General features: G+C 56.2%; 22 protein-coding genes. 11 read left to right on the plus strand and 11 right to left on the minus strand.

Annotated features, from left to right (window positions below):
- The first annotated feature begins 12 nt into the window (after nucleotides 1-12).
- Nucleotides 13-1,008, plus strand: coding sequence for a phytanoyl-CoA dioxygenase family protein (locus tag HZ995_RS12065; protein ID WP_209355898.1), 996 nt, complete (start codon nucleotides 13-15; stop codon nucleotides 1,006-1,008).
- A 15-nt stretch (nucleotides 1,009-1,023) separates the two neighbouring features.
- Here HZ995_RS12065 and HZ995_RS12070 read toward each other — a convergent pair whose 3' ends face one another.
- The 6 genes from HZ995_RS12070 to urtA form a co-directional block, all read right to left on the minus strand.
- Nucleotides 1,024-1,971 (minus strand): NAD(P)-dependent oxidoreductase, encoded by a 948-nt coding sequence (locus HZ995_RS12070; RefSeq protein ID WP_209355899.1) that lies wholly within the window; start codon nucleotides 1,969-1,971, stop codon nucleotides 1,024-1,026.
- A 191-nt stretch (nucleotides 1,972-2,162) separates the two neighbouring features.
- The gene (urtE, locus tag HZ995_RS12075; RefSeq protein WP_209355900.1) at nucleotides 2,163-2,858 is read right to left on the minus strand and encodes an urea ABC transporter ATP-binding subunit UrtE; all 696 of its coding nucleotides are present in this window, start codon (nucleotides 2,856-2,858) and stop codon (nucleotides 2,163-2,165) included.
- Between the two features lies 1 nt (nucleotide 2,859).
- Nucleotides 2,860-3,600: an urea ABC transporter ATP-binding protein UrtD gene (gene urtD / locus HZ995_RS12080; RefSeq protein WP_209355901.1), complete on the minus strand. Its 741-nt coding sequence runs from the start codon at nucleotides 3,598-3,600 to the stop codon at nucleotides 2,860-2,862.
- A complete protein-coding gene (gene urtC / locus HZ995_RS12085; protein WP_209355902.1) occupies nucleotides 3,600-4,778 on the minus strand; it encodes an urea ABC transporter permease subunit UrtC in 1,179 nt (392 codons plus the stop codon). Before urtC ends, urtD begins: the two co-directional genes overlap by 1 nt.
- A gap of 4 nt (nucleotides 4,779-4,782) precedes the next feature.
- A complete protein-coding gene (gene urtB / locus HZ995_RS12090; protein WP_209355903.1) occupies nucleotides 4,783-6,726 on the minus strand; it encodes an urea ABC transporter permease subunit UrtB in 1,944 nt (647 codons plus the stop codon).
- 63 nt (nucleotides 6,727-6,789) lie between these two features.
- Nucleotides 6,790-8,052 (minus strand): urea ABC transporter substrate-binding protein, encoded by a 1,263-nt coding sequence (gene urtA, locus HZ995_RS12095; protein WP_209355904.1) that lies wholly within the window; start codon nucleotides 8,050-8,052, stop codon nucleotides 6,790-6,792.
- Nucleotides 8,053-8,225: 173 nt separating this feature from the next.
- On the opposite strand from urtA, the gene HZ995_RS12100 reads away from it, so the two are divergent.
- A complete protein-coding gene (locus HZ995_RS12100; protein WP_209355905.1) occupies nucleotides 8,226-9,119 on the plus strand; it encodes a LysR family transcriptional regulator in 894 nt (297 codons plus the stop codon).
- A gap of 34 nt (nucleotides 9,120-9,153) precedes the next feature.
- Here HZ995_RS12100 and HZ995_RS12105 read toward each other — a convergent pair whose 3' ends face one another.
- The 3 genes from HZ995_RS12105 to HZ995_RS12115 all read right to left on the minus strand — a co-directional run bounded on the left by HZ995_RS12105 (nucleotide 9,154) and on the right by HZ995_RS12115 (nucleotide 11,801).
- Complete coding sequence (locus HZ995_RS12105; protein ID WP_209355906.1) at nucleotides 9,154-9,639, minus strand: SRPBCC domain-containing protein; 486 nt, start codon at nucleotides 9,637-9,639, stop codon at nucleotides 9,154-9,156.
- Nucleotides 9,640-9,779: 140 nt separating this feature from the next.
- Nucleotides 9,780-10,835, minus strand: coding sequence for an alpha/beta hydrolase (locus HZ995_RS12110; protein ID WP_209355907.1), 1,056 nt, complete (start codon nucleotides 10,833-10,835; stop codon nucleotides 9,780-9,782).
- 69 nt (nucleotides 10,836-10,904) lie between these two features.
- Nucleotides 10,905-11,801 (minus strand): alpha/beta hydrolase family protein, encoded by an 897-nt coding sequence (locus HZ995_RS12115; protein WP_209355908.1) that lies wholly within the window; start codon nucleotides 11,799-11,801, stop codon nucleotides 10,905-10,907.
- A gap of 199 nt (nucleotides 11,802-12,000) precedes the next feature.
- Between HZ995_RS12115 and HZ995_RS12120 the strand changes: the two genes are divergently transcribed.
- Entirely contained in the window at nucleotides 12,001-12,585 is a 585-nt protein-coding gene (locus HZ995_RS12120) for a TetR/AcrR family transcriptional regulator (RefSeq protein ID WP_209355909.1), read from the plus strand.
- A gap of 6 nt (nucleotides 12,586-12,591) precedes the next feature.
- Here the strand turns inward: HZ995_RS12120 and HZ995_RS12125 are convergent, their stop codons facing one another.
- Entirely contained in the window at nucleotides 12,592-13,326 is a 735-nt protein-coding gene (locus HZ995_RS12125; protein ID WP_209355910.1) for a GntR family transcriptional regulator, read from the minus strand.
- A gap of 184 nt (nucleotides 13,327-13,510) precedes the next feature.
- Between HZ995_RS12125 and HZ995_RS12130 the strand changes: the two genes are divergently transcribed.
- From HZ995_RS12130 to HZ995_RS12160, 7 genes are all read left to right on the plus strand, one after another.
- A complete protein-coding gene (locus HZ995_RS12130) occupies nucleotides 13,511-14,527 on the plus strand; it encodes a transporter substrate-binding domain-containing protein (RefSeq protein ID WP_209355911.1) in 1,017 nt (338 codons plus the stop codon).
- A gap of 129 nt (nucleotides 14,528-14,656) precedes the next feature.
- The gene (locus tag HZ995_RS12135; protein ID WP_209355912.1) at nucleotides 14,657-15,784 is read left to right on the plus strand and encodes an amino acid ABC transporter permease; all 1,128 of its coding nucleotides are present in this window, start codon (nucleotides 14,657-14,659) and stop codon (nucleotides 15,782-15,784) included.
- A gap of 4 nt (nucleotides 15,785-15,788) precedes the next feature.
- Entirely contained in the window at nucleotides 15,789-16,859 is a 1,071-nt protein-coding gene (locus HZ995_RS12140) for an amino acid ABC transporter permease (RefSeq protein ID WP_209355913.1), read from the plus strand.
- 12 nt (nucleotides 16,860-16,871) lie between these two features.
- Nucleotides 16,872-17,615: an amino acid ABC transporter ATP-binding protein gene (locus HZ995_RS12145; protein ID WP_209355914.1), complete on the plus strand. Its 744-nt coding sequence runs from the start codon at nucleotides 16,872-16,874 to the stop codon at nucleotides 17,613-17,615.
- Nucleotides 17,616-17,620: 5 nt separating this feature from the next.
- Nucleotides 17,621-18,574, plus strand: coding sequence for an aminotransferase class IV (locus HZ995_RS12150; RefSeq protein ID WP_209355915.1), 954 nt, complete (start codon nucleotides 17,621-17,623; stop codon nucleotides 18,572-18,574).
- On the plus strand, nucleotides 18,571-19,398 hold the full coding sequence (proC, locus tag HZ995_RS12155) for a pyrroline-5-carboxylate reductase (protein ID WP_209355916.1): 828 nt from the start codon (nucleotides 18,571-18,573) through the stop codon (nucleotides 19,396-19,398). The genes HZ995_RS12150 and proC overlap by 4 nt, the downstream gene beginning before the upstream one ends.
- A gap of 107 nt (nucleotides 19,399-19,505) precedes the next feature.
- Nucleotides 19,506-20,552 carry a Hint domain-containing protein gene (locus tag HZ995_RS12160; RefSeq protein ID WP_209355917.1) on the plus strand — a complete coding sequence of 349 codons (1,047 nt, stop codon included), beginning with the start codon at nucleotides 19,506-19,508 and terminating at the stop codon, nucleotides 20,550-20,552.
- Here the strand turns inward: HZ995_RS12160 and HZ995_RS12165 are convergent.
- The gene (locus tag HZ995_RS12165) at nucleotides 20,549-21,439 is read right to left on the minus strand and encodes a LysR family transcriptional regulator (protein WP_209355918.1); all 891 of its coding nucleotides are present in this window, start codon (nucleotides 21,437-21,439) and stop codon (nucleotides 20,549-20,551) included. The two genes, HZ995_RS12160 and HZ995_RS12165, sit on opposite strands and share 4 nt — an antisense overlap.
- A gap of 109 nt (nucleotides 21,440-21,548) precedes the next feature.
- Between HZ995_RS12165 and HZ995_RS12170 the strand changes: the two genes are divergently transcribed.
- Nucleotides 21,549-22,304 carry a class II aldolase and adducin N-terminal domain-containing protein gene (locus HZ995_RS12170; protein WP_209355919.1) on the plus strand — a complete coding sequence of 252 codons (756 nt, stop codon included), beginning with the start codon at nucleotides 21,549-21,551 and terminating at the stop codon, nucleotides 22,302-22,304.
- The last annotated feature ends 8 nt before the right edge of the window (nucleotides 22,305-22,312 follow it).

Below are 22,312 nucleotides of genomic sequence, written 5' to 3' on the forward strand. Positions count from 1 at the left end.
AAGGAGATCGACATGTCCGAACCTTCAGCCCTGACGCCCGCCCAAATCGCCGCTTTCGAAGAAGATGGGTTTCTCGCCATCGACAGCCTTGTGCCGCCCGAGGACCTTGTCGCGATTGAAGCGGAATATGAAGCGCTGCTGGATCGACTGGCATCGGCGCTGTTTCAAAAAGGCAAGATCAGCAAGACCTATGAGGACCTTGATTTTGGGGCGCGATACGCCGCGATGATTGCGGAATATCCCGACCTGACCAACTATTTGAACATATCATTGCCCTTGCTCAACGAAGGCATTGATCCGGAAACCTTCCATGTTCACGCGGGCCCTGCAGTCTTTGATTTGATGCGCCATCCCAAGGTGCTCGATGTGGTTGAGGCTCTGATTGGCCCCGAGATTTACGCAAGCCCGGTGCAGCAAATGCGGATGAAGCCGCCGGCCCAAGGGTTACACGATGCTGTGGCTGGGCATTCCAACGTCGGCGCAACCACTTGGCATCAGGACATCGTCGCCTTGTTTGAAGAGGCCGATGACACGCACCAGATCACCGTCTGGTTGGCGATCACAGAGGCGACGATTGAAAACGGCTGCCTCACGTCTATTCCGGCGTCGCATCGTGAGGGGCCGAAAGTGCATTGTTCCAATGCGGCCATCGCGCGTGAACCGCAGGTGCCTGACAAAGTCATGGGCGGACGTGAGGGCACGCCTTTACCTGTGAAAAAGGGTGGAGCGGTTCTGTTTCACAAGATGAACGTACATCGCGCCTTGCCCAACCTGTCGGACGGCCTGCGCTGGAGCATGGATCTGCGCTATCACCCTACGGGTCAGGCCAGCGGACGTCCGGCTTTTCCGGGGTTTGTCGCGCGCAGTGCCGAGCGTCCTGATCAGGTGCTAAACGATCCCGCGGCATGGGCTGCCTCCTGGGAGGCCGCACGGCACAGGATCCTGTCAGGTCAGCACAAGGGTCGCTTGTTTGAGGACACACGCTGGAACGACGCGGCGGTCTGTTGAGCCGCCGCGCTTTATTCATTTGCCCTGCGGCACGACCTCATAGCCTGGCTCTTCGGGTTCATCGTCCGTCATCTCCGGGGGAAAGCCCGGCGCGCGGATGTCCAGTCCCGTGGCCTCTTCAAGCCGTTTGATGATGTTGGGCGAGAGCTCGCGTTCCCCATAGCGCGCGATGCCGTCGTCAAAGATACTGATCAGCATCGGCGAAATTTCCAAGGGCACATTTGCACGATCCGCGACCTCTTGAAAGAGGCCTACGTCCTTTTTGACAAGGTCCATGGTAAAGGAAATATCGCGCGAGCCGTTCAGGATGACCTGACTTTCGGTTTCATGCACAAAAGAGGTGCCTGAGCTGATTTTGATCGCCTCATAGGCGGTGTTTAAGTCCATTCCCGCTGCCTTCGCGGTCACCAAAGCCTCGCAACAGGTCACAAGGTTCGCCGTCGCCAGATAGTTGGTCACGACCTTGAGGATCGAGGCAGAGCCAAGCTCGCCCGTATGCAAAATCCGCCGGCCCATGGTCTTTAGAAAGGGCAGGATCCGTTCGAATGTCGCGCGATCACAGCCTGCAAAGATTGCGATATTGCCGGTGTCCGCGCGGTGGCATCCGCCAGAGACCGGACAATCCACCGCCGCGCCCCCGCGTTCGATCACCTTGGCGCCCAGTCGTTTGACTTCGGCCTCATCGGTCGTGGACATCTCCATCCAGATCTTGCCCTCGGTGACTTCGGGCAGCATCTCGTCCATGACGGCCGCCGAGGCTGCGGGCGAGGGTAGGCAGGTGATCACCGCATCACAATCGGCCATAAGCTGCGCAGGCCCTTCGGCCCTTTTGGCACCCTTTGCCACAAAGGCATCAACCAATTCCGCGTTCAGGTCATGAACCGTCAGATCGACCCCATTGCGCAACAAAGACCCCGATAGCTTTCCCCCGACATTGCCGAGGCCAATAAACCCAACTTTCAATTTCGCACTCCCTTGTCTGGCTCACGCGCGTGACTCAATTTTATTTTGCGTCAGCGTTGCACAGGGACGGGTCTTAAAGAAATGCATTTTGCATGTGCTAAGGCCCAAGATAATTGGCCGATCGATGAGGCTACAAAAAACGCCCCCTTGGCGAGACCAAGAGGGCGCGGAAATTTTGTGTTTCGGAAGCCTTAAACGCTCAGTGTTTTCAAGACTTTGGACTTTGGAACTGATCCTTTGGCGGCGTCCAGAATAATCTCGCCGCGCCGCATCGAGTAAAAATGATCAGCAAGCCCATAGGCGAACTCGAAATATTGTTCCACCAGAACAATCGCCATTTCGCCTTGGTCTTTGAGGTAGGAAACCACCCGGCCGATCTGTTGGATGATGTTGGGCTGAATGCCCTCTGTGGGTTCATCCAACAAAAGGAGCTTGGGCCGGGTGATCAGCGCGCGCGCAATCGCGAGCTGCTGTTGCTGGCCGCCGGAGAGGTCTCCGCCACGACGGTGTTGCATCTCTTTCAGCACGGGAAAGAGTTCGAACATCTGCTCGGGCAGGCTGTGTTCGGATTTATCGAGACAGGCAAAGCCGATCTCCATGTTTTCCCGCACGGTCAAAAGCGGAAAGATATCGCGGCCCTGAGGCACATAGCCCACGCCACGTCGCGCCAGCACATGCGCGGGTGCGCGACCTTGGTCCTCTCCGTCCAGCTTGTAAGTGCCGCCGGAATGCGCGTGGGTGCCAGAAATCACCTTCATGAGGGATGTCTTGCCAACCCCATTCGTGCCCATCAGACAAGTGATCTTTCCGGTCTCGGCCTGCAGGTTCACATCGTAGAGGATTTGGCTCTGACCATAATGCAGAGTGATATTTTGCAGATCCAGCATGTCAGCGTCCCAGATAGACGTCGATGACGTCCTTGTTAGAGGTCACGAAATCCAGCGAGCCCTCGGCCAGCACCGAGCCTTCGTGCAGGCAGGTGACTTTGCAGTCGAGGTTACGGATGAATTCCATGTCGTGTTCCACCACCACAACGGCGCGGGTCTTGGCGGCACGTTTGAGGATTTCTGTGGTCTTGTTGCGCTCATCCACGGTCATGCCGGCGGCAGGTTCGTCCACCAGCAAAAGCTGGGGATCCTGCGCCAAAAGCATGCCGATTTCGAGCCACTGTTTTTGCCCGTGAGAGAGGGCTCCGGCGCGGCGATCCAGCGCGTCCTTCAGGCCGATCTCGGCTGCGAGCTCTTCGATCCGTGCCGTCTCGTCATCGCTGCCACGGTGAAACAGAACCGCCCAAGGGGTGCGTTTGGCTTTGAGCGCCATCATCAGGTTGTCGCGCACCGATTGGTCTTCAAAAACCGTGGGTTTTTGGAATTTGCGGCCAATGCCAAGGTTGGCGATCTGGCTTTCGGATTTCGACAAGAGCGAGATGGATTTCTCACCCCATAGCACGGACCCTTCATCAGGTCGCGTTTTGCCTGTCACGATGTCCATAAAGGTGGTTTTACCCGCCCCATTCGGCCCAATGATCGCGCGCAGCTCGGCATAGCCAATGCTAAAGGCCAGATTGTTGATCGCCTTAAAGCCGTCAAAGGTGACCGAGATGCCGTTCACTTCGAGAAGTTCAGCCATTATGCGTCTCCTTTGCGGACCAGTCGGTCAAACAGGCCGCCGATGCCTTTGGGGAAGTAGAGGGTTACGACCACAAAGCTGAGGCCCAAGAGGACAAGCCACCAGTCGACCCATTTGATGGTGTAAAAGCCCAGCGGGATGTCGGGTGCCTGACCGCCGGTGAACCAGGTGGACAAGAGCGAGACAAACGCCGCGCCAATGACCGCGCCATAGATGCGGCCACGTCCGCCGATTGCGACCCAAACCGCCAGATAGATCGACGCAATCGGGGCGATTTCCGCCGGGTTGATGATACCCGCCTGCGGGTAATAAAGCGCTCCTGCAATGCCTGCGATGATCGCGGTCAGCACGAAGACAAAGAGCTTATAGCCTTCGACGTTATAGCCCAGGAAACGCACCCGTGCCTCGTCGTCCCTAATACCGCGCACGATATTGCCCAGTTTGCTTTCGGTGATCAGTTTGACCAGCAGATAGCTGAGACCCAAGGCAAAGGCCGAGGCCCAGAAGAACCACATGGACACGATGTCTTGGGACACATCATCGAGCCCGGGCAGGTTTTGGAGGCCTGAGAGGCCGTTGTTGCCTCTCAGGCCGCTGTCGTTCTGAAACAGGTAAAGCGAGAGTGCCAGGGTCATCGCCTGAGTCAGAATGGACAGATACACGCCAGTCACGCGAGAACGGAACGCGAGCCAGCCAAACACCAAAGCCAAAATACCAGGAACAAGGACCACCAGCGCCATCTGCACCCAAAAGAGATGCGCGAAAGCCCAGATCATCGGGAAATCAGAGCCGCCCACGACGCCAAAGATCTGCGTGCCGATGGCGTCAATGACCTCTTGATCGGTGGGGGGGATGACCTCGTTGGACATGGCTGTCTGCACGATGATCTCGGTGCGCGCATACATCAGCCACATGCCCAGCATATAGCCACCCAGCCCAAAGAAGGCGAAATGCCCGAGGCTGAGGATGCCGCAATAACCCCAGACCAGATCCATTGCGATGGCAATCAGGCAGAAGCACAGCGTCTTGCCCAAAGTCTTCACGAAAGAGGTCGAAATAAAGCCCCAGCCAAAAGCCTCTGATCCAACAGAGACAAAGGCGGTGAAAAGGGCGAGGGCGCCAAGGAACACCAGTACGGATGGGTTCTTCAGCAGGAATTTGGTGAGAAGTCCGTTCATGGGATCAATCTCCTGCTGCGCGGCCTTTGAGAGCAATGATGCCCCGCGGCCGGAATTGAATGAAGATGATGATGAAGATGATCATATAGGTCTGCGCCGCCAGCGTGTTGGACGGGTTGAACCATTCGATGCCCTTCTGAAGGAAGCCGATCATCGTGGCACCTGCAAGCGTGCCAAAGATATTGCCAACGCCGCCGACAACCACGGTCATGAAGCTCTGGACGATATAGTCCGAGCCAAGTTCCGAGGTCACTTTGGCGAAAAGGCCGATGGCGATGCCTGCGATGCCCGCGATGCCCGAGCCAAGCCCAAAGGTCAGCATATTGATGCGATCCGGATTGATGCCCATAGCGGCGGCCATGCGTGGGTTCTGCGTGACCGCGCGGGTTTCAAGGCCCAAACGGGTGCGGTTCAGCACAAACAAGAGGCCCAGGAAGAAGATCACAGACAGCACAAAGATCGCAATACGGATCCATGAAATCGCGATCACGTCGTTGAACACCAGCGCTCCATCCAGCCAGCCCGGAGAGGTGAGGGGACGCGCCTGCGTGCCAAAGATGTTCTTGGCGATCTGTTGCAGCGCAATCGAGATGCCGAAGGTCGCGAGCAGGGTTTCCAACGGACGGTGGTACAGATGCCGGATCACCAGACGCTCCATTGCGACGCCAGCGGCGAAGGTGATGACAAAGGCCGCCGGGATCGCGACGATCAGGGACACCGTGTAATTCGGAATGATCTGCTGCACGACATAACCCGTGTAAGCGCCCATCATGATGAATTCGCCATGCGCCATGTTGATGACGCGCATCACACCAAAGGTGATCGCAAGACCAATCGCCGCAAGGAAATAGATCGACGCGAGCGAGATCCCATCGAGTACAAGGTCGATGAATTGCGAAACGCCCACTGCGGTGCTGATCGAGCTCAGCGCCTCAACTGCGGCGGCTGTCACCGCGGGGTCAGCCTCGGCATAGACCTCGTAATAGGTGGCGCTCGCCAAAAGTTCGGCTTTGGCCTCAGAGGTGAGGATCGCGGGCACTGCGCCCGTTGCGGCCAAAGCCATATAGGCCGTCAGTCGGGCCTCGTCGGTGCCAAGATCCGCGACGTTCACACCACCGACAGTGTCGCCGTCGATATTGGCTTTCAGAGCGGCTTTGATGTCGGCCTTAGTTGGCTCGGCCTGTGCAAGACCAGATGCCACCAAAAGGGCAATGGCGTCCTCTTCGCTGATGTCATTGCCAAGACGCAAGGTTTTGGCGACGTTTTCACCTGCGCCAACTTCGGGTGCTGCCTTGAGTGTTGTGGTGACCAGAGGGTTCAGAACCGCGCGGGCATCGAGACCCAGATCGCCGTCAAAACTTTCGATAGCCGCAACGCGGGCCTCGGTTGTGTCGCCAAAGCTGACGGTCAGAACGCGCGACAGGCGCTCCATGCGCGCTTTGAGGTCGGGGTCTGTTTCGCTCGCGAGCGCTGCGGTCAAAGGCGCGAGATCTTTCGCTTTAGGATCGCGGCTGATGCCCACGAGGGCTGCATCGCGCACCGCAGGGTCTGCGTCGGTCAGGCGAAAGGCGACCAAAGCCCCGTCGATCTTGGCGCGGACGCCAGAATTCGGCTTGATCTGTTTGATCTCTTTCTTTGCGACCGCGGCCACGACTTCACCGCTTTCGATATCAATCAGGCGGTAGGTCTTTTTGTCATCTGTCGCGACAAAGAAGAACTTGTCGTCAGACTTGCGATACCAGACCTCTTTGCTTTGCAGCTTGGTCAGGAAATCCGCGACACCGGGGGCGCCGCTGTCTTGCAGACCCGAGATCACACTCTCGATGGTCTTGGAGGACGGTTTTTTAAGGCCAGCTGTCTGGTCAGCCAAGGCGTCGTATAGGGAGGATTGCGCGAAGGCAGGGACGGCCAGCAGCAAGCCCAAGAAAAGCGTCAGGACACGGAGCATAGGGGAGTATTCCAAGAAAAAGGCCCCGGGGATCGCGCCCCCGGGGCCAGAGGTCAGGTCAGCTTAGTAGTTGGATTTGATCTGAACACAGGTCTCGGTTTCGGTGTTGTACATACCGCAACCCAGGTCTTTCCAGTCAGACTTCAGTACCGCAGATTCTGGCAGGAAGTCGGTCCATGCGTCGCCTGGAACTTCTGCAGTCTGCGAGATGATGTCGAATTGGCCGTCTTCTTGGATTTCACCAATCAGAACTGGTTTCGCCAGGTGGTGGTTTGGAAGCATCACGGCTGTACCGCCGGTCAGGTTCGGGAACTCCTGGCCGTACATTGCAGAGCGGACTGCGTCCACATCAGTGGTACCTGCTTCTTTGACCGCGTTCACCCACATGTTGAAGCCGATGTAGTGTGCTTCCATTGGGTCGTTGGTCACGCGCTCTGCACCCATGGTTTCTTTCCATGTGTCGATGAAGTCCGCGTTCGCGTCACCTTCTGCGGATTGGAAGTAGTTCCAGGCTGCGAGGTGGCCAACGAGGTTGGTGGTGTCCAGACCCGCGAGCTCTTCTTCACCCACAGAGAAGGCGACTACTGGGATATCATCTGCAGAGATGCCAGCCGCTGCCAGCTCTTTGTAGAAGCCAATGTTCGCGTCACCGTTGATGGTAGAGATCACACCAACTTTTTTGCCGTCTGCACCCAGAGCAACAACGTCAGCAACGATCTTGGACCAGTCGGAGTGACCGAATGGGGTGTAGTTCACGAAGATGTCTTCAGCCGCAATACCTTTGTCTTTCAGGTACTGCTCAAGGATCTTGTTGGTGGTGCGTGGGTAAACATAGTCGGTGCCCAGCAGAGCGAATTTTTCAACGCCCAGTTCTTCGAGGTAGTAGTCAGTCGCTGGGATCGCCTGTTGGTTTGGCGCCGCACCGGTGTAGAAGACGTTCTTGGAAGACTCTTCGCCTTCGTACTGAACTGGGTAGAACAGCAGGCCGTTCAGTTCTTCGATCACAGGCAGAACGGATTTACGGGACACAGACGTCCAGTTGCCGAAGATCACGTCAACCTCGTGGACGGTCAGCAGCTCACGTGCTTTTTCAGCAAACAGTGGCCAGTCAGACGCAGGGTCTACAACGACTGCTTCCAGGATCTCGCCGTTGATGCCGCCTTTTGCGTTTTGCTGGTCGATCAGCATCAGCATGGTGTCTTTCAGAGTGGTCTCGGAAATCGCCATGGTGCCGGACAGAGAGTGCAGAACACCGACCTTGATGTCGGCGGTTGCAGCGGAAGCGGCGACTGCGGAAATGGCAGAAGCGAGCAGTAGTTTTTTCATCACATGTACCTCCTTGGGGGCATTTTCGTAGTTCGTCAGAAGCGCCGCCTTTGGGATAAAAAGGACTGGTGGCGTTCCCCAAAAGCTTCATTAATTCGTTAATGTGCGTCGGTCTGCCTCAAAGATTTGCGCAAGGTGTTGCGTTTTTTGCACCACTTTGGCAGCTAGATCACATGAAACACCTGCAAAGCTTCAAATATGTAAGGGCGATTGCCGCATCTGGCTCGATCCGAAAAGCGGCTGAAACTCTGGCAATTTCGCCCTCTGCGCTGAACAGACATATCCAAACTTTAGAGTTGGATCTGGATATACAGATCTTTGAAAGGGTCACAAAGGGCGTGCGACTCACCTCGGAAGGGGAGCTGTTTTTGAACTTCGCGATGAACCAATTGTCGGGGTTTAATCGCGTGCGCCAACAGATCTCGGCGATGAAAGGTCTGCGGGTCGGAGAACTACGGGTCGGCATCAGCGAGGACTTTGATCAGTCGATTCTGCACGACATGATCGCCAAATTTCAGCGCGACCACTCCCAGATCGATGTGACCATCGAGCGGCTGACGTCACAAGATGCGCTCTATCGCGCGCTGGACACGCAAAGCATCGAGCTGGCGCTTTTTGTGAACCCGGTTTTGCGCAAAGGCATTCAGATCCTCCATGGCGCAGACGTGGATATTGCGGCCTTCGTGCCGCTTGGGCTGGGGCTGGGCAAAAACGACGAGCTGCGCATTTTCGAATTTCAGGGCATTCGACTGGCCCTGCCTCCGGCCAATACTGAAGTCACCAAAAGGATCGAGGCCGCCATCGACAAAAACCGGATCGACACGCTGATCCATTACCGAGGCCCTGATATGTCGCGCTTTCTTGAGCATGCGTTTTCGGCGGTGATCGGGATTTCTGTTGTGGTCAATCCGGGGCCAGCACCTCTGCAGATTTCGGGATACAAACGTACAAGCCTGCTGCGCCGAGAGATCGGGACCTGTAATTTCTGCCTCGTGGGATCAGATGATCACGGGTTAAGTTTCGCAGCCCACGCCTTTCAGGAAATCTTTAGCGAGGCGTTTCAATAAAAAGAAACGCGCCGAATGGGGCGCGTCTCGTGTGTTATTGTGCCTCAACCCGCGCCTTTAAGGCTGCGTTGGTTTTTGCATAGGCTGGCTCGATCCAGTCGGAATTCCAGAACCAAAGGTACAGCCCGCGGTCGACCTCGTGTTGGGTGACTTTGGTGCCGCCTTCAACGGGTTCCAAAATCCAGCGATGGTCAAAAGTGATGACCAAGGGTACGCCCCCTTTTTGACGCAACTCTTGCGCGGGCGTCAGGGTGGCCACGGTTGCGGTCATCTCAAGCACGCTGCCCGAAGGATCCTGAACCTTGTTCAGAACCTTGCCGCCTTGCGCATACGCGCCCTGAACTTCAACAAAAGTTGGGTTCCAGTCAGGGTAGGCCGCGGTATCCGTCAGAACGCCCCAGATCTGCTCTGCTGGGGCCGCAATCACCGTTTCGACATGGAACGTCTTGGTGGTCAAAGCTCCAACCGCCGCCGTCAAAGCGACGGCGATTGCGCCGTATGTTAGAATATTCATAAGCATTTATAGTTACTTTTCTTTGGACGTCTGGATGTCCGGGGAACGCGCGCCGTTAAAGCACGGAGGCTCATAGGGCTTGGTCTTCGCGCTAGCATTCAAAAAAATCCTGACATGTGTAGTGCCTCCCCGTTGCGGCGTGCCATTTACAACAGCCTGTCAAACGCGGCTGCCAAGTCTCGCGCGAATTGGGTGGTCAGGTTCGTTCCCGGGAAACCGTCAAAGGCGTGGACTGCACCGGAATAAATATGGAATTCGCAGGGCACGCGGGCGCGGGTCAGCGTCAGCGCATAGGCTGTGTCTTCTTCGAGAAAGAGATCAAGGTTGCCGACGGCCATAAAACAAGGAGGTAAGCCTTCGTGTGACGCCGCATGTGTCGGCGAGAAGTGCCCGGTCCGGTTGTCATCCATGGCGTAGTCCCCGCGTAGACTGTCCCAGCCAAAACGGTTGGCTGCTCGGACCCAGATGAATTCGCCCGTCGTCAGGTTGTTGACGGGAGCCTCTGTGGTGGCTGTGCGATAATCCAGCATTGGATAGATCGGGAATTGCGCTTTCACCGGTACTTCACCGCGGTCGCGGGCCAGGATCGCCAGGGCCGCACAAAGACCTCCGCCGGCGGAATGCCCCATGATGCTGATCCGCGTGGGGTCGATGCCAAGGCTGGCAGCATTCTGATAGGCATAAGTGAGCACATCGTGACAATCCTCAACCGGGCCCGGGAATGGGGTTTCTGGCGCCAGTCGATATTCCACGTTAAGAACAACGGCCCCCGAGGTTTGCGCGAGATCATAGCAATAGCCATCATATTGCTCTGCTGTGCCAAAGACATAACCGCCGCCATGGATGTAAATAATCGCAGGCGCAGGTGCCGCGCGTGGAGTTTCTGGGCGGTACAGGTTGAAGCCGGCGGTGCTTCCAGACATCTCAAAGCGTTCTAGCGTTGGATTTTGCGTGCCTTGCCTTGGGCCGTTCTCAAGCGCCTGGCGCAAAACTGGAAGAGAGTTAGAGTCCGGTACGAAACCCGCCATGGCCTGTGCGAATTCGCGATACTGAGGATCTACCAAATCCAGCGTAGAGGTTGTGATATCAGCAGCGGCTGGGGCCGAACTGGCAAGGGTGATCTGCGGTAACCCAAAGGCTGCACCGGCGGCAAGCCCACTGGTTGCGGTCAAAAAGCCTCGGCGCGTGGTGGTCTTGGTCATGGGATATCTCTCTGTCTGAATGCGAGGGGGGCTGACCCCATTGGGATCAGTCGATTTTCTAGATACAATCTAAAGATGCGCGTCGTACCAAGCGACCATCTCAGCAGGGTTCTTGCTGAAATAGCGATAGCCTTCGTAGCGCACAGGAGTTCCTTCGATCCAAAGCAGCTTCTTGTCTGGGTTTGGCAGCAGGTCATGGATGCCCTGCGCATCAGAGGGTTTTGTGGTCCTGTCGTCTTTGACCTGAACAACCATGGTTGGTACAGTCACCTTGTCCGCACGCGCGATTGCATTGGAATCCGTGTGACGGAAGCTGCAGTAGTAGCTGTAGCGTTCGTTAAACCGCTCAACCGCGTTCTCAACACCCTGATCAGACAGCGCGCGTTCGATGAACGGTGCCGCAGACAGAGGCTGAAGGGCGATCATGCAAGAGATGTGCTCGAATTCCTCTGGGTGTTTTTCCATCGCAATGAAGGTCGAGTTACTGCCCATGCACTGGCTGTGCAGCGCGACTTTGGCATTCGGGAAACGTTCTTTTGCATAGCGTACCGAGCCGATCACGTCGCGCCATTCAATTGCGCCAACGCCGGTGATGTTGTCGGCACCGGCTGCGGAATGGCCGTGGCCGCGCAGATCATAGGCCAGAACGCTATAACCCGCGTCATGCAGAGCTTTATAGGCCTCGATAAAGTTGACTTCAAAGCCGCCTTGACCGGTCCATGGCTCTAGGTGGCCGGGATAGCCATAGCGGTTCGCACCAATGAAATGGTTCACAATAATCAGCTTGCCGCCTTTGCCTGCTGGAATATACCAGCCGTCCAGCATCACGCCGTCCATCGCTGGAAAGAACACGTCTTCGTACTCCATGCCGAGATCAGAAGGGCGGCGCAGAATTGGGGTGCGGAAAGAATAGCTCACGCCTTTAGCGATTGCGTCGATCATTGCGTCTTCTTGTGCCGTGTCCATTTTAGGTCCTTTCACTGTGTCAGCCATCAGGCTGCGATAGGGCAACACACCTGCTACGACTGCAGCGGTGCTAGATTGAAGAAATTGTCGCCGGGTTTGGGTCATATCGTTAACTTTACATTTGGAGTAAACTTGTCCAAGTGTATTTTACACCACTACCCCTCTTGTCAAGTGGTAAAGTGTGAATTATTTAAGACCCATGACAGTTTTACAGCCAGATACCCCGACCGAAACCGAAGCCAAGATTGTCGCCGCTGCGATCCAATGCTTTGTGCGTTACGGTGCCCGCAAGACGTCCATGGCGGATATCGCCTCGGCCGCCGGCGTGTCACGCCAGACGCTTTACGATTCCTTTGATGGCAAGGATGGGCTCATCCGCGCCGCTATCCGCTTTGTGACGGATCAGAGCCTGCAAAAAGTGCGCGAGGGCGTTGCAGGGCTAAGTGATTTCGCAGATCAGTTGGATGTCTATTTCCAGCATACCGTGATCGAGAGCTTTGAGCTGTTGCAAACCGCAGCAGACATGGAAGACCTCATGGCTGGCCATAACGCTGCTGGGAAAGAAGAAATTGAAGCGTCGCATCAACGTCATGAGGCTCTGATGACCGAGCTTTTGATGCCCTATGCGGCGCCGCTGGAATCGCATGGTTTGTCGCCAGAGGCCCAAGCTCATTATCTGATCGTTGTGATCATGAACCTGAAGTACAGCGCTCAGACGCGGGCGGATCTGGATGGTCTCTTAGCAACGTTGAAAACCGGAACGCTTGCCGTGCTCAAAGGGTAGGGCGCTCTAAAGCTCTAGTTCAAAATCGTCCTGATATTTCGCGCGCAAGATTTCAAAGAAGCGGTCGTGGAACAGAGCGGTGTGTTCATGCGCCAGCCGGTCCGCATCTGCGACATCGCGCCGTTCAATCGCGTCGATCATGGTGAAATGCTCGGGACCCAGACTGCGCCCCTTTGCGCTGTCGCGGGTAAATTCAAAGTGCATATGAAGGATCCTGCGCCCTTCATCCAACAGGCGTCCGTAGCCTGCGGTGAAATAGGGGTTCTTGCCCGCGCGCGCCACGGCCATATGGAAATCCTTATTGGTCGCGGACATCGCCAGATGGTCTTCTTCAAGGCAGGCAGCATCATAGGCGGCCGCGCGGGATTTCATCTCTATGATGTCGTCCGCCGTGCGATGCTGGGCGGCGAGGCGGGTGGTCATGCGCTGCAACAGATCCAGCGCTTCCACATAACGCGGAAACTCCATCAGGTTGATAGGCGCGACAAGAGTGGTGCGATTGGAGAGCATTTCGACCATGCCTTCAGCCGACAAACGCACCAGAGCCTCGCGAACAGGCGAGCGTGACATAGAGAATCGCTCGGCCAATGCAGCCTCGTCCAAAGGCTGGGCCGGGGCGAGTTTCAGTTCGAGGATCTCGCGTTTCAGCGTTTCATAGACAAAACGACCGCCACCACCTCGCGCTGGCTTGGTAGACGAGGAGGATTTGCTATTTTTCGTTGCCCCAAGGTCAGTTGCCATGACGCCCTCTGATGAATTTTTCAACATATGCATCCTGAATCTACAGAATGTTACTGCAACCCAGAGCGCCTAATTGAAATATATTGACGAGTCGACGAACTGTCGACTATTTTCCCAACATCATTCACGTCGACACTTTGTCGACAAATGATCCCGACATTCGGGTCAACAGAGGAGAACACCTATGAAACTTAAAATGCTTGGCCTTGCCGCTGCTGGCCTTCTGGCTGCAGGCGCTGCTGCAGCTGATAGCCGTCTGGACGCGGCTCTGGACCGTGGCAAGCTGCTTTGCTCTGGCCACAACGGCTCTTTCCTTGGCTTCGCGGAAGTCGACGACAAGGGCAACTGGAAGGGTATGGACATCGACCTGTGTAAAGGTCTGGCGGCATCCCTGTTCGGCAAGTCCGAAGGCAACCTGGAAATCGTACCTATTTCCTGGGCACAACGTTGGCCTGCGCTGCAGTCTGGCGACATCGACGTGGTTATCAAACTGTCCGGCTGGACCCAGTCCCGCGACACCGAGCTGAACCTCGCATACTCTCTGCCTTACTTCGTTGGCGCATTCCACGTGATGGCGCACGCTGAACTGGGCGCAGAATCTGTGGCAGATCTGGACGGCGGCTCCATCTGCGTATCCGCAGGCACCTCCACCGAGCGCGTTCTGGCGTCTTACCTTGAAAACAACAACATCGACGCAGAAGTCGTTGTTTTCGAAAAAGGCGACGAAGTTAAGACCGCCTATTTCAACCAGCGTTGCGACGGCCTGATCCTCTTCGCTCCGCCACTGGCCGCAACCCGCGCAACCTCTGACAACCCAGAAGCACACGTTATCCTCCCTGACGTGCTGGGTCTGGAGCCAGAAGCGATCATCGTCCCTGAAAATGATCCAAAATGGCTCGACGTTCAAAACTGGATGCTGTCCTCCCTGTGGTTTGCTGAAATCAACGGCATCACCCAAGCGAACGTTGACGAGATCCGCGCAAACCCTGGTTCCGCGCAAATCGGAAAATTCCTGGGCGTAACCCCGGGCTACGGCGAGCGCCTCGGTCTGTCCGATGATTGGGCTTACAACCTCATCAAAGAAGTCGGCAACTATGGCGAAATCTTTGAGCGCAACATCGCGACACCATACGCGCTGCCACGCGGTATGAACGAGCTCTACACAAACGGCGGTGTTTTCTATCCGCTGACTGTGGACTAAGTTGCTCCCTGCTCTGGGGCCAGACTATCGGCCCCGGAGCCCCTTTGAGTTCCAAATAAATGAACGTTCTGGCTTTAGGAGATGCGGATGCTATCGCTTCTCAGAAATAAAACTATCCGTGACAATGCCATGCAGATTGGCTTCGTCGGTGGTCTGGTCTTGTTGATCTTGATCTTTATCATCACCGCACGCACCAATCTTGAAGCACAGGGCATGACGTCGGGCTTCGGCTTCCTCAATCGCGCTACGGGCTGGGGTGTTAACTTTTCCCTGATCGAGTTCACCACGTCGGACACCTATTTGAAGGTGATCTGGGTCGGGATCCTGAACTCTATGTTCCTGGGTGCCATCGCGCTGACCATCGCGACGTTCCTTGGCACTTTGGTCGGCATCATGCGGGTGTCGGGCAATAAAATGGCCGAGCTGATCGGCACGACATTCGTTGAGATTTTTCGCAACCTGCCGCTGCTTCTGCAGCTGTTCTTTTGGTATTCGCTGCTGACCAGCCTGCCAAAACCAAAGCAGGGCATTTCTATCTTTGACGTGGCCTTCATTAGTGGTCGTGGGTTTTATCTGCCGGGGCTGAACGTCTCGGGTGGGTATGTGTTTGTTGTGTTTCTGATCCTTGTCGCGACCATCTCCCTGGCACTCTGGCTTCGGATGGCGAAACGCTTCAAGCGCATACCCGAAGTTCGCAAGACCTTGATCACACGGATGTTGTGGCTGGGCTTTGTGGTGCTGACCGTGGTGATCTTTTGGCTGGGCCGGATCCCTGACACGCCGCTGCTGAATATTCCTTACCTCAAGGGACTAAACTTCCGCGATGGTATCCGTGTCTCGCCCGAGCTTCTGGCCTGTATCATCGCCATCTCTTTGTATGGTGCCGCCTATATCGGTGAGATCGTGCGCGCAGGTTTCAATTCTGTCTCTAAAGGACAGGGCGAGGCTGGTCACGCGCTGGGTCTGAGCCCTTGGCAAAACTTTAGCCGGATCAAACTGCCTCTGGCGATCCGTGCCGTGATGCCGACGCTGATCAACCAATATGTCTGGCTGTTCAAAGCAACCACCATTGGTATCGCGATTGGCTTTGTCGACTTCTTCATGGTGATCTCTACCTCGATCAACCAATCCGGTCAGACGCTCGAGCTGATTGCGATCCTGATGGGTGGCTTCCTGATCATCAACTACTCCATGGCCTGGGTTCTGAACTGTGTGAACGACGCGATCAAACTCAAGGGCAATCAGTTGCGGACCTAAGATCATGGCAAAGACTTATGTAGAACCAACCCTGATCGACCGCATCCGCGCCGATTACTTCTCGTCCCGCATGGACACAGCGATGACCACCGTCTTTGGTGCGCTGGCTTTGTGGGTGATCTATAACCTCGTCAGCTGGGGCATCGTGAATGCGGTGTGGTCCGCGGAAAATCGTGACCTCTGTGCCCATGGCTCTGGCGGAGCCTGCTGGGGCGTGATCGACAGCCGCTGGCGTCTGATCCTCTTTGGTCTTTACCCATACGAGGAACAATGGCGGTCGGCGCTGGCCTGTCTGGCGATTGTTCTGGTGGGTGGCTTGTCCTGCGTGCCGTACTTCTGGAACGCCAAGCGGATCACCACGCTTTGGCTGGCAGGTTTCGCAACCTTCTATGTTCTGATGCGTGGCGGCTATTTCGGCCTGACGACTGTCTTTGAGCAAAACTGGGGCGGGCTGTCGCTGACCATCTTTATTTTCGCGGCAACCTCCTTGCTGGGCATGCCTCTGGCGATCATCTTCGCGCTCTTGCGTCGCTCTGAACTGCCTGTGATCGCCAAGACCATGGGCATCATCATCGACACCATCCGCTCGCTGCCTTTGTTGTCGATCATGTTCACCTTTGCGATTGTTCTGCCCTTCGTGCTGCCCGACTGGCTGACCGGAGACAAGCTCTACCGCGTCATCGTCGGCTATGCGCTCTTCTTTGCCTGCTATCAGGCCGAGATCATCCGCGGCGGCATGCAAGCGCTGCCCGCGGGTCAGGAAGAGGCCGCTAAAGCGCTCGGCATGGGCTATTGGCACCGCATTGGCTATATCGTGCTGCCGCAGGCCTTCCGCAATGCGCTGCCGCCGACCATCAACCAGTTCGTGATCACCTTTAAGGAAACATCCCTTGTGGCGATCATCGGCTTCTTTGAAGTGGTCAAATCGGGCGATGCCGCCTTTGGCAACGCGGAATGGAATTTCGCCCATGTCGAAGTCTACAGCTTCGTCGCCCTGATCTATTTCGTCTTTGTTTTCGCGCTGTCCCGCTATGGCGCCTATCTCGAGCGGCGCTTGGCCGTGGCTGAACGCTAGGAGGTTACCCTAATGTCTACTCAAACCGCCGTCCAAATCACTGATATGGACAAATACTACGGCAGCTTCCACGCGCTGAAGAACATCAACCTCGAGATCAAAAAAGGTGAGAAAATCGTGGTCTGCGGCCCATCTGGGTCCGGTAAATCCACCCTGATCCGTTGCCTGAACAAGCTCGAAGACTACCACGGTGGCTCGATTAATGTTCTGGGCACGGAACTGGATGATAACCTCGACAATATCGACGAGATCCGCCGCGAAACGGGTATGGTGTTTCAGCACTTTAACCTCTTCCCGCATATGACGATCTTGGAAAACTGCACCCTCGCGCCGATGCTCGTGCGCAAGCAGAGCCAGGCCGAGGCGGAAAAGATCGCGATGGAGTATCTGACCAAGGTCAAGATCCCTGAGCAGGCTGACAAATATCCGGGCCAGCTTTCCGGTGGTCAGCAGCAACGTGTGGCGATTGCCCGCGCGCTTTGCATGAAGCCTGAAATCATGCTTTTCGACGAGCCGACTTCGGCGCTGGACCCCGAGATGATCTCTGAGGTGCTGGACACGATGGTCGAGCTTGCCAAAGAGGGCATGACCATGATCTGTGTCACCCATGAGATGGGCTTTGCCCGTCAGGTTGCAGATCGTGTGGTCTTTATGGCCGACGGTGAAATTGTTGAAGAGGCCGACCCACAAACTTTCTTTGATGCGCCCAAGCAAGAGCGTACCAAAACCTTCCTGAGCCAAATTCTAGGACACTAAGAACAATGAACGCAGAAGCTGTACACAGCCACTCAACCCACGACGCCCAAGCCGATGATCGCAACGAGAACATCAAGATCTGGGTGAACGGAGAGCTCGTCCACAAGGATGAGGCCAAAGTGTCGGTCTATGATTCAGGTTTCATGCTGGGTGACGGCATGTGGGAAGGCATGCGTCTTTATGACGGTGAATGGGCCTTCTTTGATGAACACATGGACCGCCTGTTTAACTCGCTGAAATCCGTCTCCATTGATCTGGATATGGGGCCACAAGACATCCACAACTTGCTGAACGAAACAGCAGCGGCAAATGGGATGACCTCGGATGCGCACGTGCGTTTGATGATCACCCGTGGTCGCAAAGCCAAACCGTTCCAGCACCCGGGGCTGTCGCGCTTTGGTCCAACCGTTGTAGCGATCGTCGAGCATTCCAAACCGGCCGAAAGCCTGATGGGGCAGGGGATCCGCCTAGCGACTGTTCCTCAGGTGCGTGGGCTGCCGATGTCTCAGGATGCGAAATACAACAGCCACTCTAAGCTCAACTGCATCATCGCCTGCCTTCAGGCTGAACAAGCGGGCGCAGATGAGGCGCTGATGCTGGATCCCAATGGCTTTGTGAACACCACGAATGCCTGCAACTTCTTCATCGTGCGTCGCGGAGAGGTTTGGACCTCGACTGGTGACTACTGCATGAACGGCGTGACTCGTCAGAAGGTCATCGACCTCTGCCGCGCAAACGACATTCCGGTGAAAGAGAAAAACTATTCTCTCTACGAGGCTTACGGCGCGGATGAGGCATTCCTGACCGGCACATTCGGGGCACAAACCCCAGTGGCCGAGATTGACGGCAAACGCATCGGAACCCATGATGGCGCGGGACCAATGACCCTGAAACTGCGCGCGCTGTATAAAGAGCTCGTCGCGCAGGATGTGGCGAAACAAAAGGCAGCGCGTGCATGAGTATAGGTGAGAAAATCGGGAATGGCGGCCTCTTGCTGTTGGGATGCGGCAAGATGGGCGGCGCGATGCTGCGCGGTTGGCTTGCGCAGGGTCTGGCAGCGGGTCAGGTCACAGTTCTCGATCCTTATCCAGCGGATTGGCTGGTGGCACTTGAAGCAGACGGTCTGCGTCTGAACAAACAGCCAGAGACCGCGCCCGATATTGCTGTGATCGCGACAAAGCCTCAGATCATGGCAGATGCCATCCCGGGTGTGGCAGCGTTCGGTAATGGCCCGACCATGTTCATCTCTGTGGCGGCAGGCACGCTGATCTCGACCTTTGAAGAGATGCTCGGCGACAAAACCCCGATCATCCGCGTGATGCCAAACACACCTGCGGCGATCGGTGCAGGGATCTCGGCGCTGGTGTCCAATGACTCTGTGTCTGGCGACCAAATGGCTTTGGCCGAAGAACTCTTGGCCGCTGTGGGTCAGACAGTCCTCTTGGACAACGAAGACCAGATGCATGCGGTTACGGCCCTTTCGGGCTCTGGCCCGGCCTATGTCTTTGCCATGGCCGAGGCGATGACGTCGGCAGGAGAAAAGCTTGGCTTGCCGGCTGATATGGCGAAAAAGCTCGCGCTGGGCACCATCGCCGGCGCAGGACGTTTGATGCTGGAAAGCGGCACAAAGCCCGCTACTTTGCGCGAACAGGTGACCTCACCGAATGGCACGACCTACGCGGGGCTTCAGGTGCTGCAACAATCGCCTGAAGGGCTGCAAGACTTGATCGACGCGACGCTCAAAGCGGCGTCTGATCGCAGCGAAGAGCTGGCGAAAGGTTGATGAAAAAGGGCCCTTCGGGGCCCTTTTCTTTAACCTTTGTTTAGCCCCAAAAGCCTCGACGTTAACCCGTTTTCCGGCGATAATAACGCCACTGCCGGAGACCTATTTTGCCATTTCTATACGTCTATAGCCCAAGCGATTTCGTAGAGACTCCACCCGCAGAGTCTGGTGCGATGGCCGCAGGATCTGGCACGTTCACGCTCGAGCTTGCGCCCAGCGCAACGCCCACGCTGATCGAGGTCAACGACGCCGACGGCGTGCTAGACGAAGTCGATTATAGCCAGACGCTCGACAGCGGCGCGAATATTGACGGCACCGAATATGCAGCAGGCACAACGATCCATTCGGCCTATGACCTTCTGAACACCGACACGGGCCACAAAGTCACCAGCCTGCATTTTGGCGGAGACGGCTATGAGCAGGGTGCCATCCACGGCATGGTTTCGACTGTACGGTTTGAGCCCGGACAGACCTATACATTCAACGTCGAACGCACCTCGCACAGGAAGAACAACCAATACGAGGACTATGTTGCCTGTTTCGCCGCAGATACGCTGATCGGAACCTCAAAAGGCGACATCCGCGCTATCGACCTGAACGCCGGTGACTTGGTGGAAACGCAAGACGCAGCGGCGCAGGTTTTGCGCATGAAGCTGTCGCGCGAAGTAGGGGCCGAGGAACTTGCCAAACGTCCCAATCTACGCCCGATCTGCATCACGGCTGGTGCCTTGGGGCAGGGACTGCCGAAACGCGATCTCTGGGTCTCGCCTCAGCATCGGATGTTGGTGGACGGCCCGTTATGTGAGCGCATGTTCGGTCGCACCTCAGTCCTGATCCCTGCGCGGAAAATGTGCGCGTTGCCAGGGGTTTATGAAGATACATCCTGCACATCTGTCACTTATGTGCATCTGGTCTTTGACAGTCACCAACTGGTGTTCGCCGAAGGCGCGCCGTCCGAGAGTTTCTTTAACGGAGCCAACGAATTGGCTGGCATGTCCGAGGCCGCACGCCAAGAGTTTCTTACGCTTTTCCCTCAGGCCGATACACATCGTATCCAATCCGATGCCGTTCGTCCGATCCTTAAAGGCGCACAGGCGCGGGATTTGGCGCGCCGTCTTGGTAAAAACAATCAGAGGGCGCTGAAACTGGGCTAGCCTGCCTGAAACGCTGCCATTTCCTCTTCGATCCATTCTTGAAACGCGCGGGACGCAGGGGTGCTGCCGTGTTCGGGGGCAGGTTGCAGGAAATAGCCCTCGGACAGTTCCGGACGGTGATCGAAAGGCTCAATAAGGTCTCCGCGCGCCAGAATATCGCGCGCAAGCGTGTTATGCGACATGGTGATCCCAGCGCCATATATGGCTGCTTGCATGGAAATGTTGAACGTCGAGGTCAGGTTTACCGCGCGCGGGGGCAGGGATTGCGGGCTTTTTGATTTCAGCCAAGTGCCCCATGACCCTGTCACGCCAGCACAGTCAAAAAGAGTCGCTCTCGTAAGATCGATCTTGCCGTCTTGATAACTCGGCGCACAAACCGGGAAGAATTGCTCGCGCGTCAGCCGGATCGACGCGCGCGACATATCCTCGGACCGGCCAAAGCGGATGTCGATGGTGGCACCGGCCGCATGACGATCCGGATCCCAGATGGGGGTTACGATGTTAAGCACTAGCCAAGGGTGCTGTTCATAAAGCCGCGCCAGACGGGGTGCCAACCAGAACACCGAAAACGCCAGATTGCATTGCAAGACCATGCTGCGGCCTCGGTCGCCTCCAATGAAGGCTTGCGTGCCACTTGCCAGCAAATCAAAAGCTTCGCGCACCACGGGCAGATAATTGCTGCCGTCCTCGGTCAATTCCAGCGCCCGCGTTTTACGCACAAAGAGCGCGCGGTTCAGGAAACTCTCAAGGCTGCGCACATGCTGGCTGACCGCGGATTGGGTCAGGTTCAACTCACTCGCAGCACGGGTGAATGACAAATGCCGCGCGGTTGCTTCAAAGGCGCGCAACCACGTCAGAGGGGGCAGAGATTGTGTCGTATCGGACATATGCGATGCGCCTATTAGTTTTTCTAATGCATTAGCCGTAAATTCATCGTTTGTCAGCAGCGACTTTCCCGAACAGAGTAGAGGCAAGCTAAGATTAAAGGACTTTCCCATGCGCGACGAACACCAGACAGCCAACCTCACTCATTGGGACGAGAGGGTGGATATGGCCGCAGCCTTTCGATGGACTGCGCGACTGGGTATGCATGAGGCAGTCGCGAACCATTTCAGCCTCGCGGTGAATGAGGACGGCACCCAGTTTCTGATGAACCCGAACCAGCGCCATTTCAGCCGCATCAAAGCCTCTGATATGCTGCTTTTGGATGCCAACGATCCAACCACCATGGATCAACCCGATGCGCCCGATCCAACCGCTTGGGGCCTGCATGGCTCGATCCACCGCGCCTGCCCACATGCGCGCTGTGTGATGCATGTGCATTCGATCCACGCCACAGTTCTGGCCTGTCTGGCCGACAGCACCTTGCCGCCGATTGATCAGAACTGCGCAGCCTTCTTTAACCGCTATGTGGTGGATGACCACTACGCTGGACTGGCGTTTGAGGAAGAGGGCACGCGCTGTGCCGCTATGCTGTCTGATCCCAAGATCAAAACCATGATTATGGGCAACCACGGCGTTTTGATCATTGGCGATACAGTCGCTGATACCTTCAACCGGCTCTACTATTTCGAACGCGCCGCCGAGACCTATATCCGCGCGCTGCAAACCGGACAGCCTCTACGGGTATTGTCCGATGAGATTGCTGAGAAAACCGCGCAGGAACTGGATGACTACCCGGATCAAAGTGGGCGTCATCTTGCTGAACTCAAAGCCATTTTGGACGAAGAGGGCAGCACCTACGCCAACTAACACTGCGA

Source organism: Cognatishimia activa (assembly GCF_017798205.1).
GTDB lineage: Bacteria > Pseudomonadota > Alphaproteobacteria > Rhodobacterales > Rhodobacteraceae > Cognatishimia > Cognatishimia activa_A.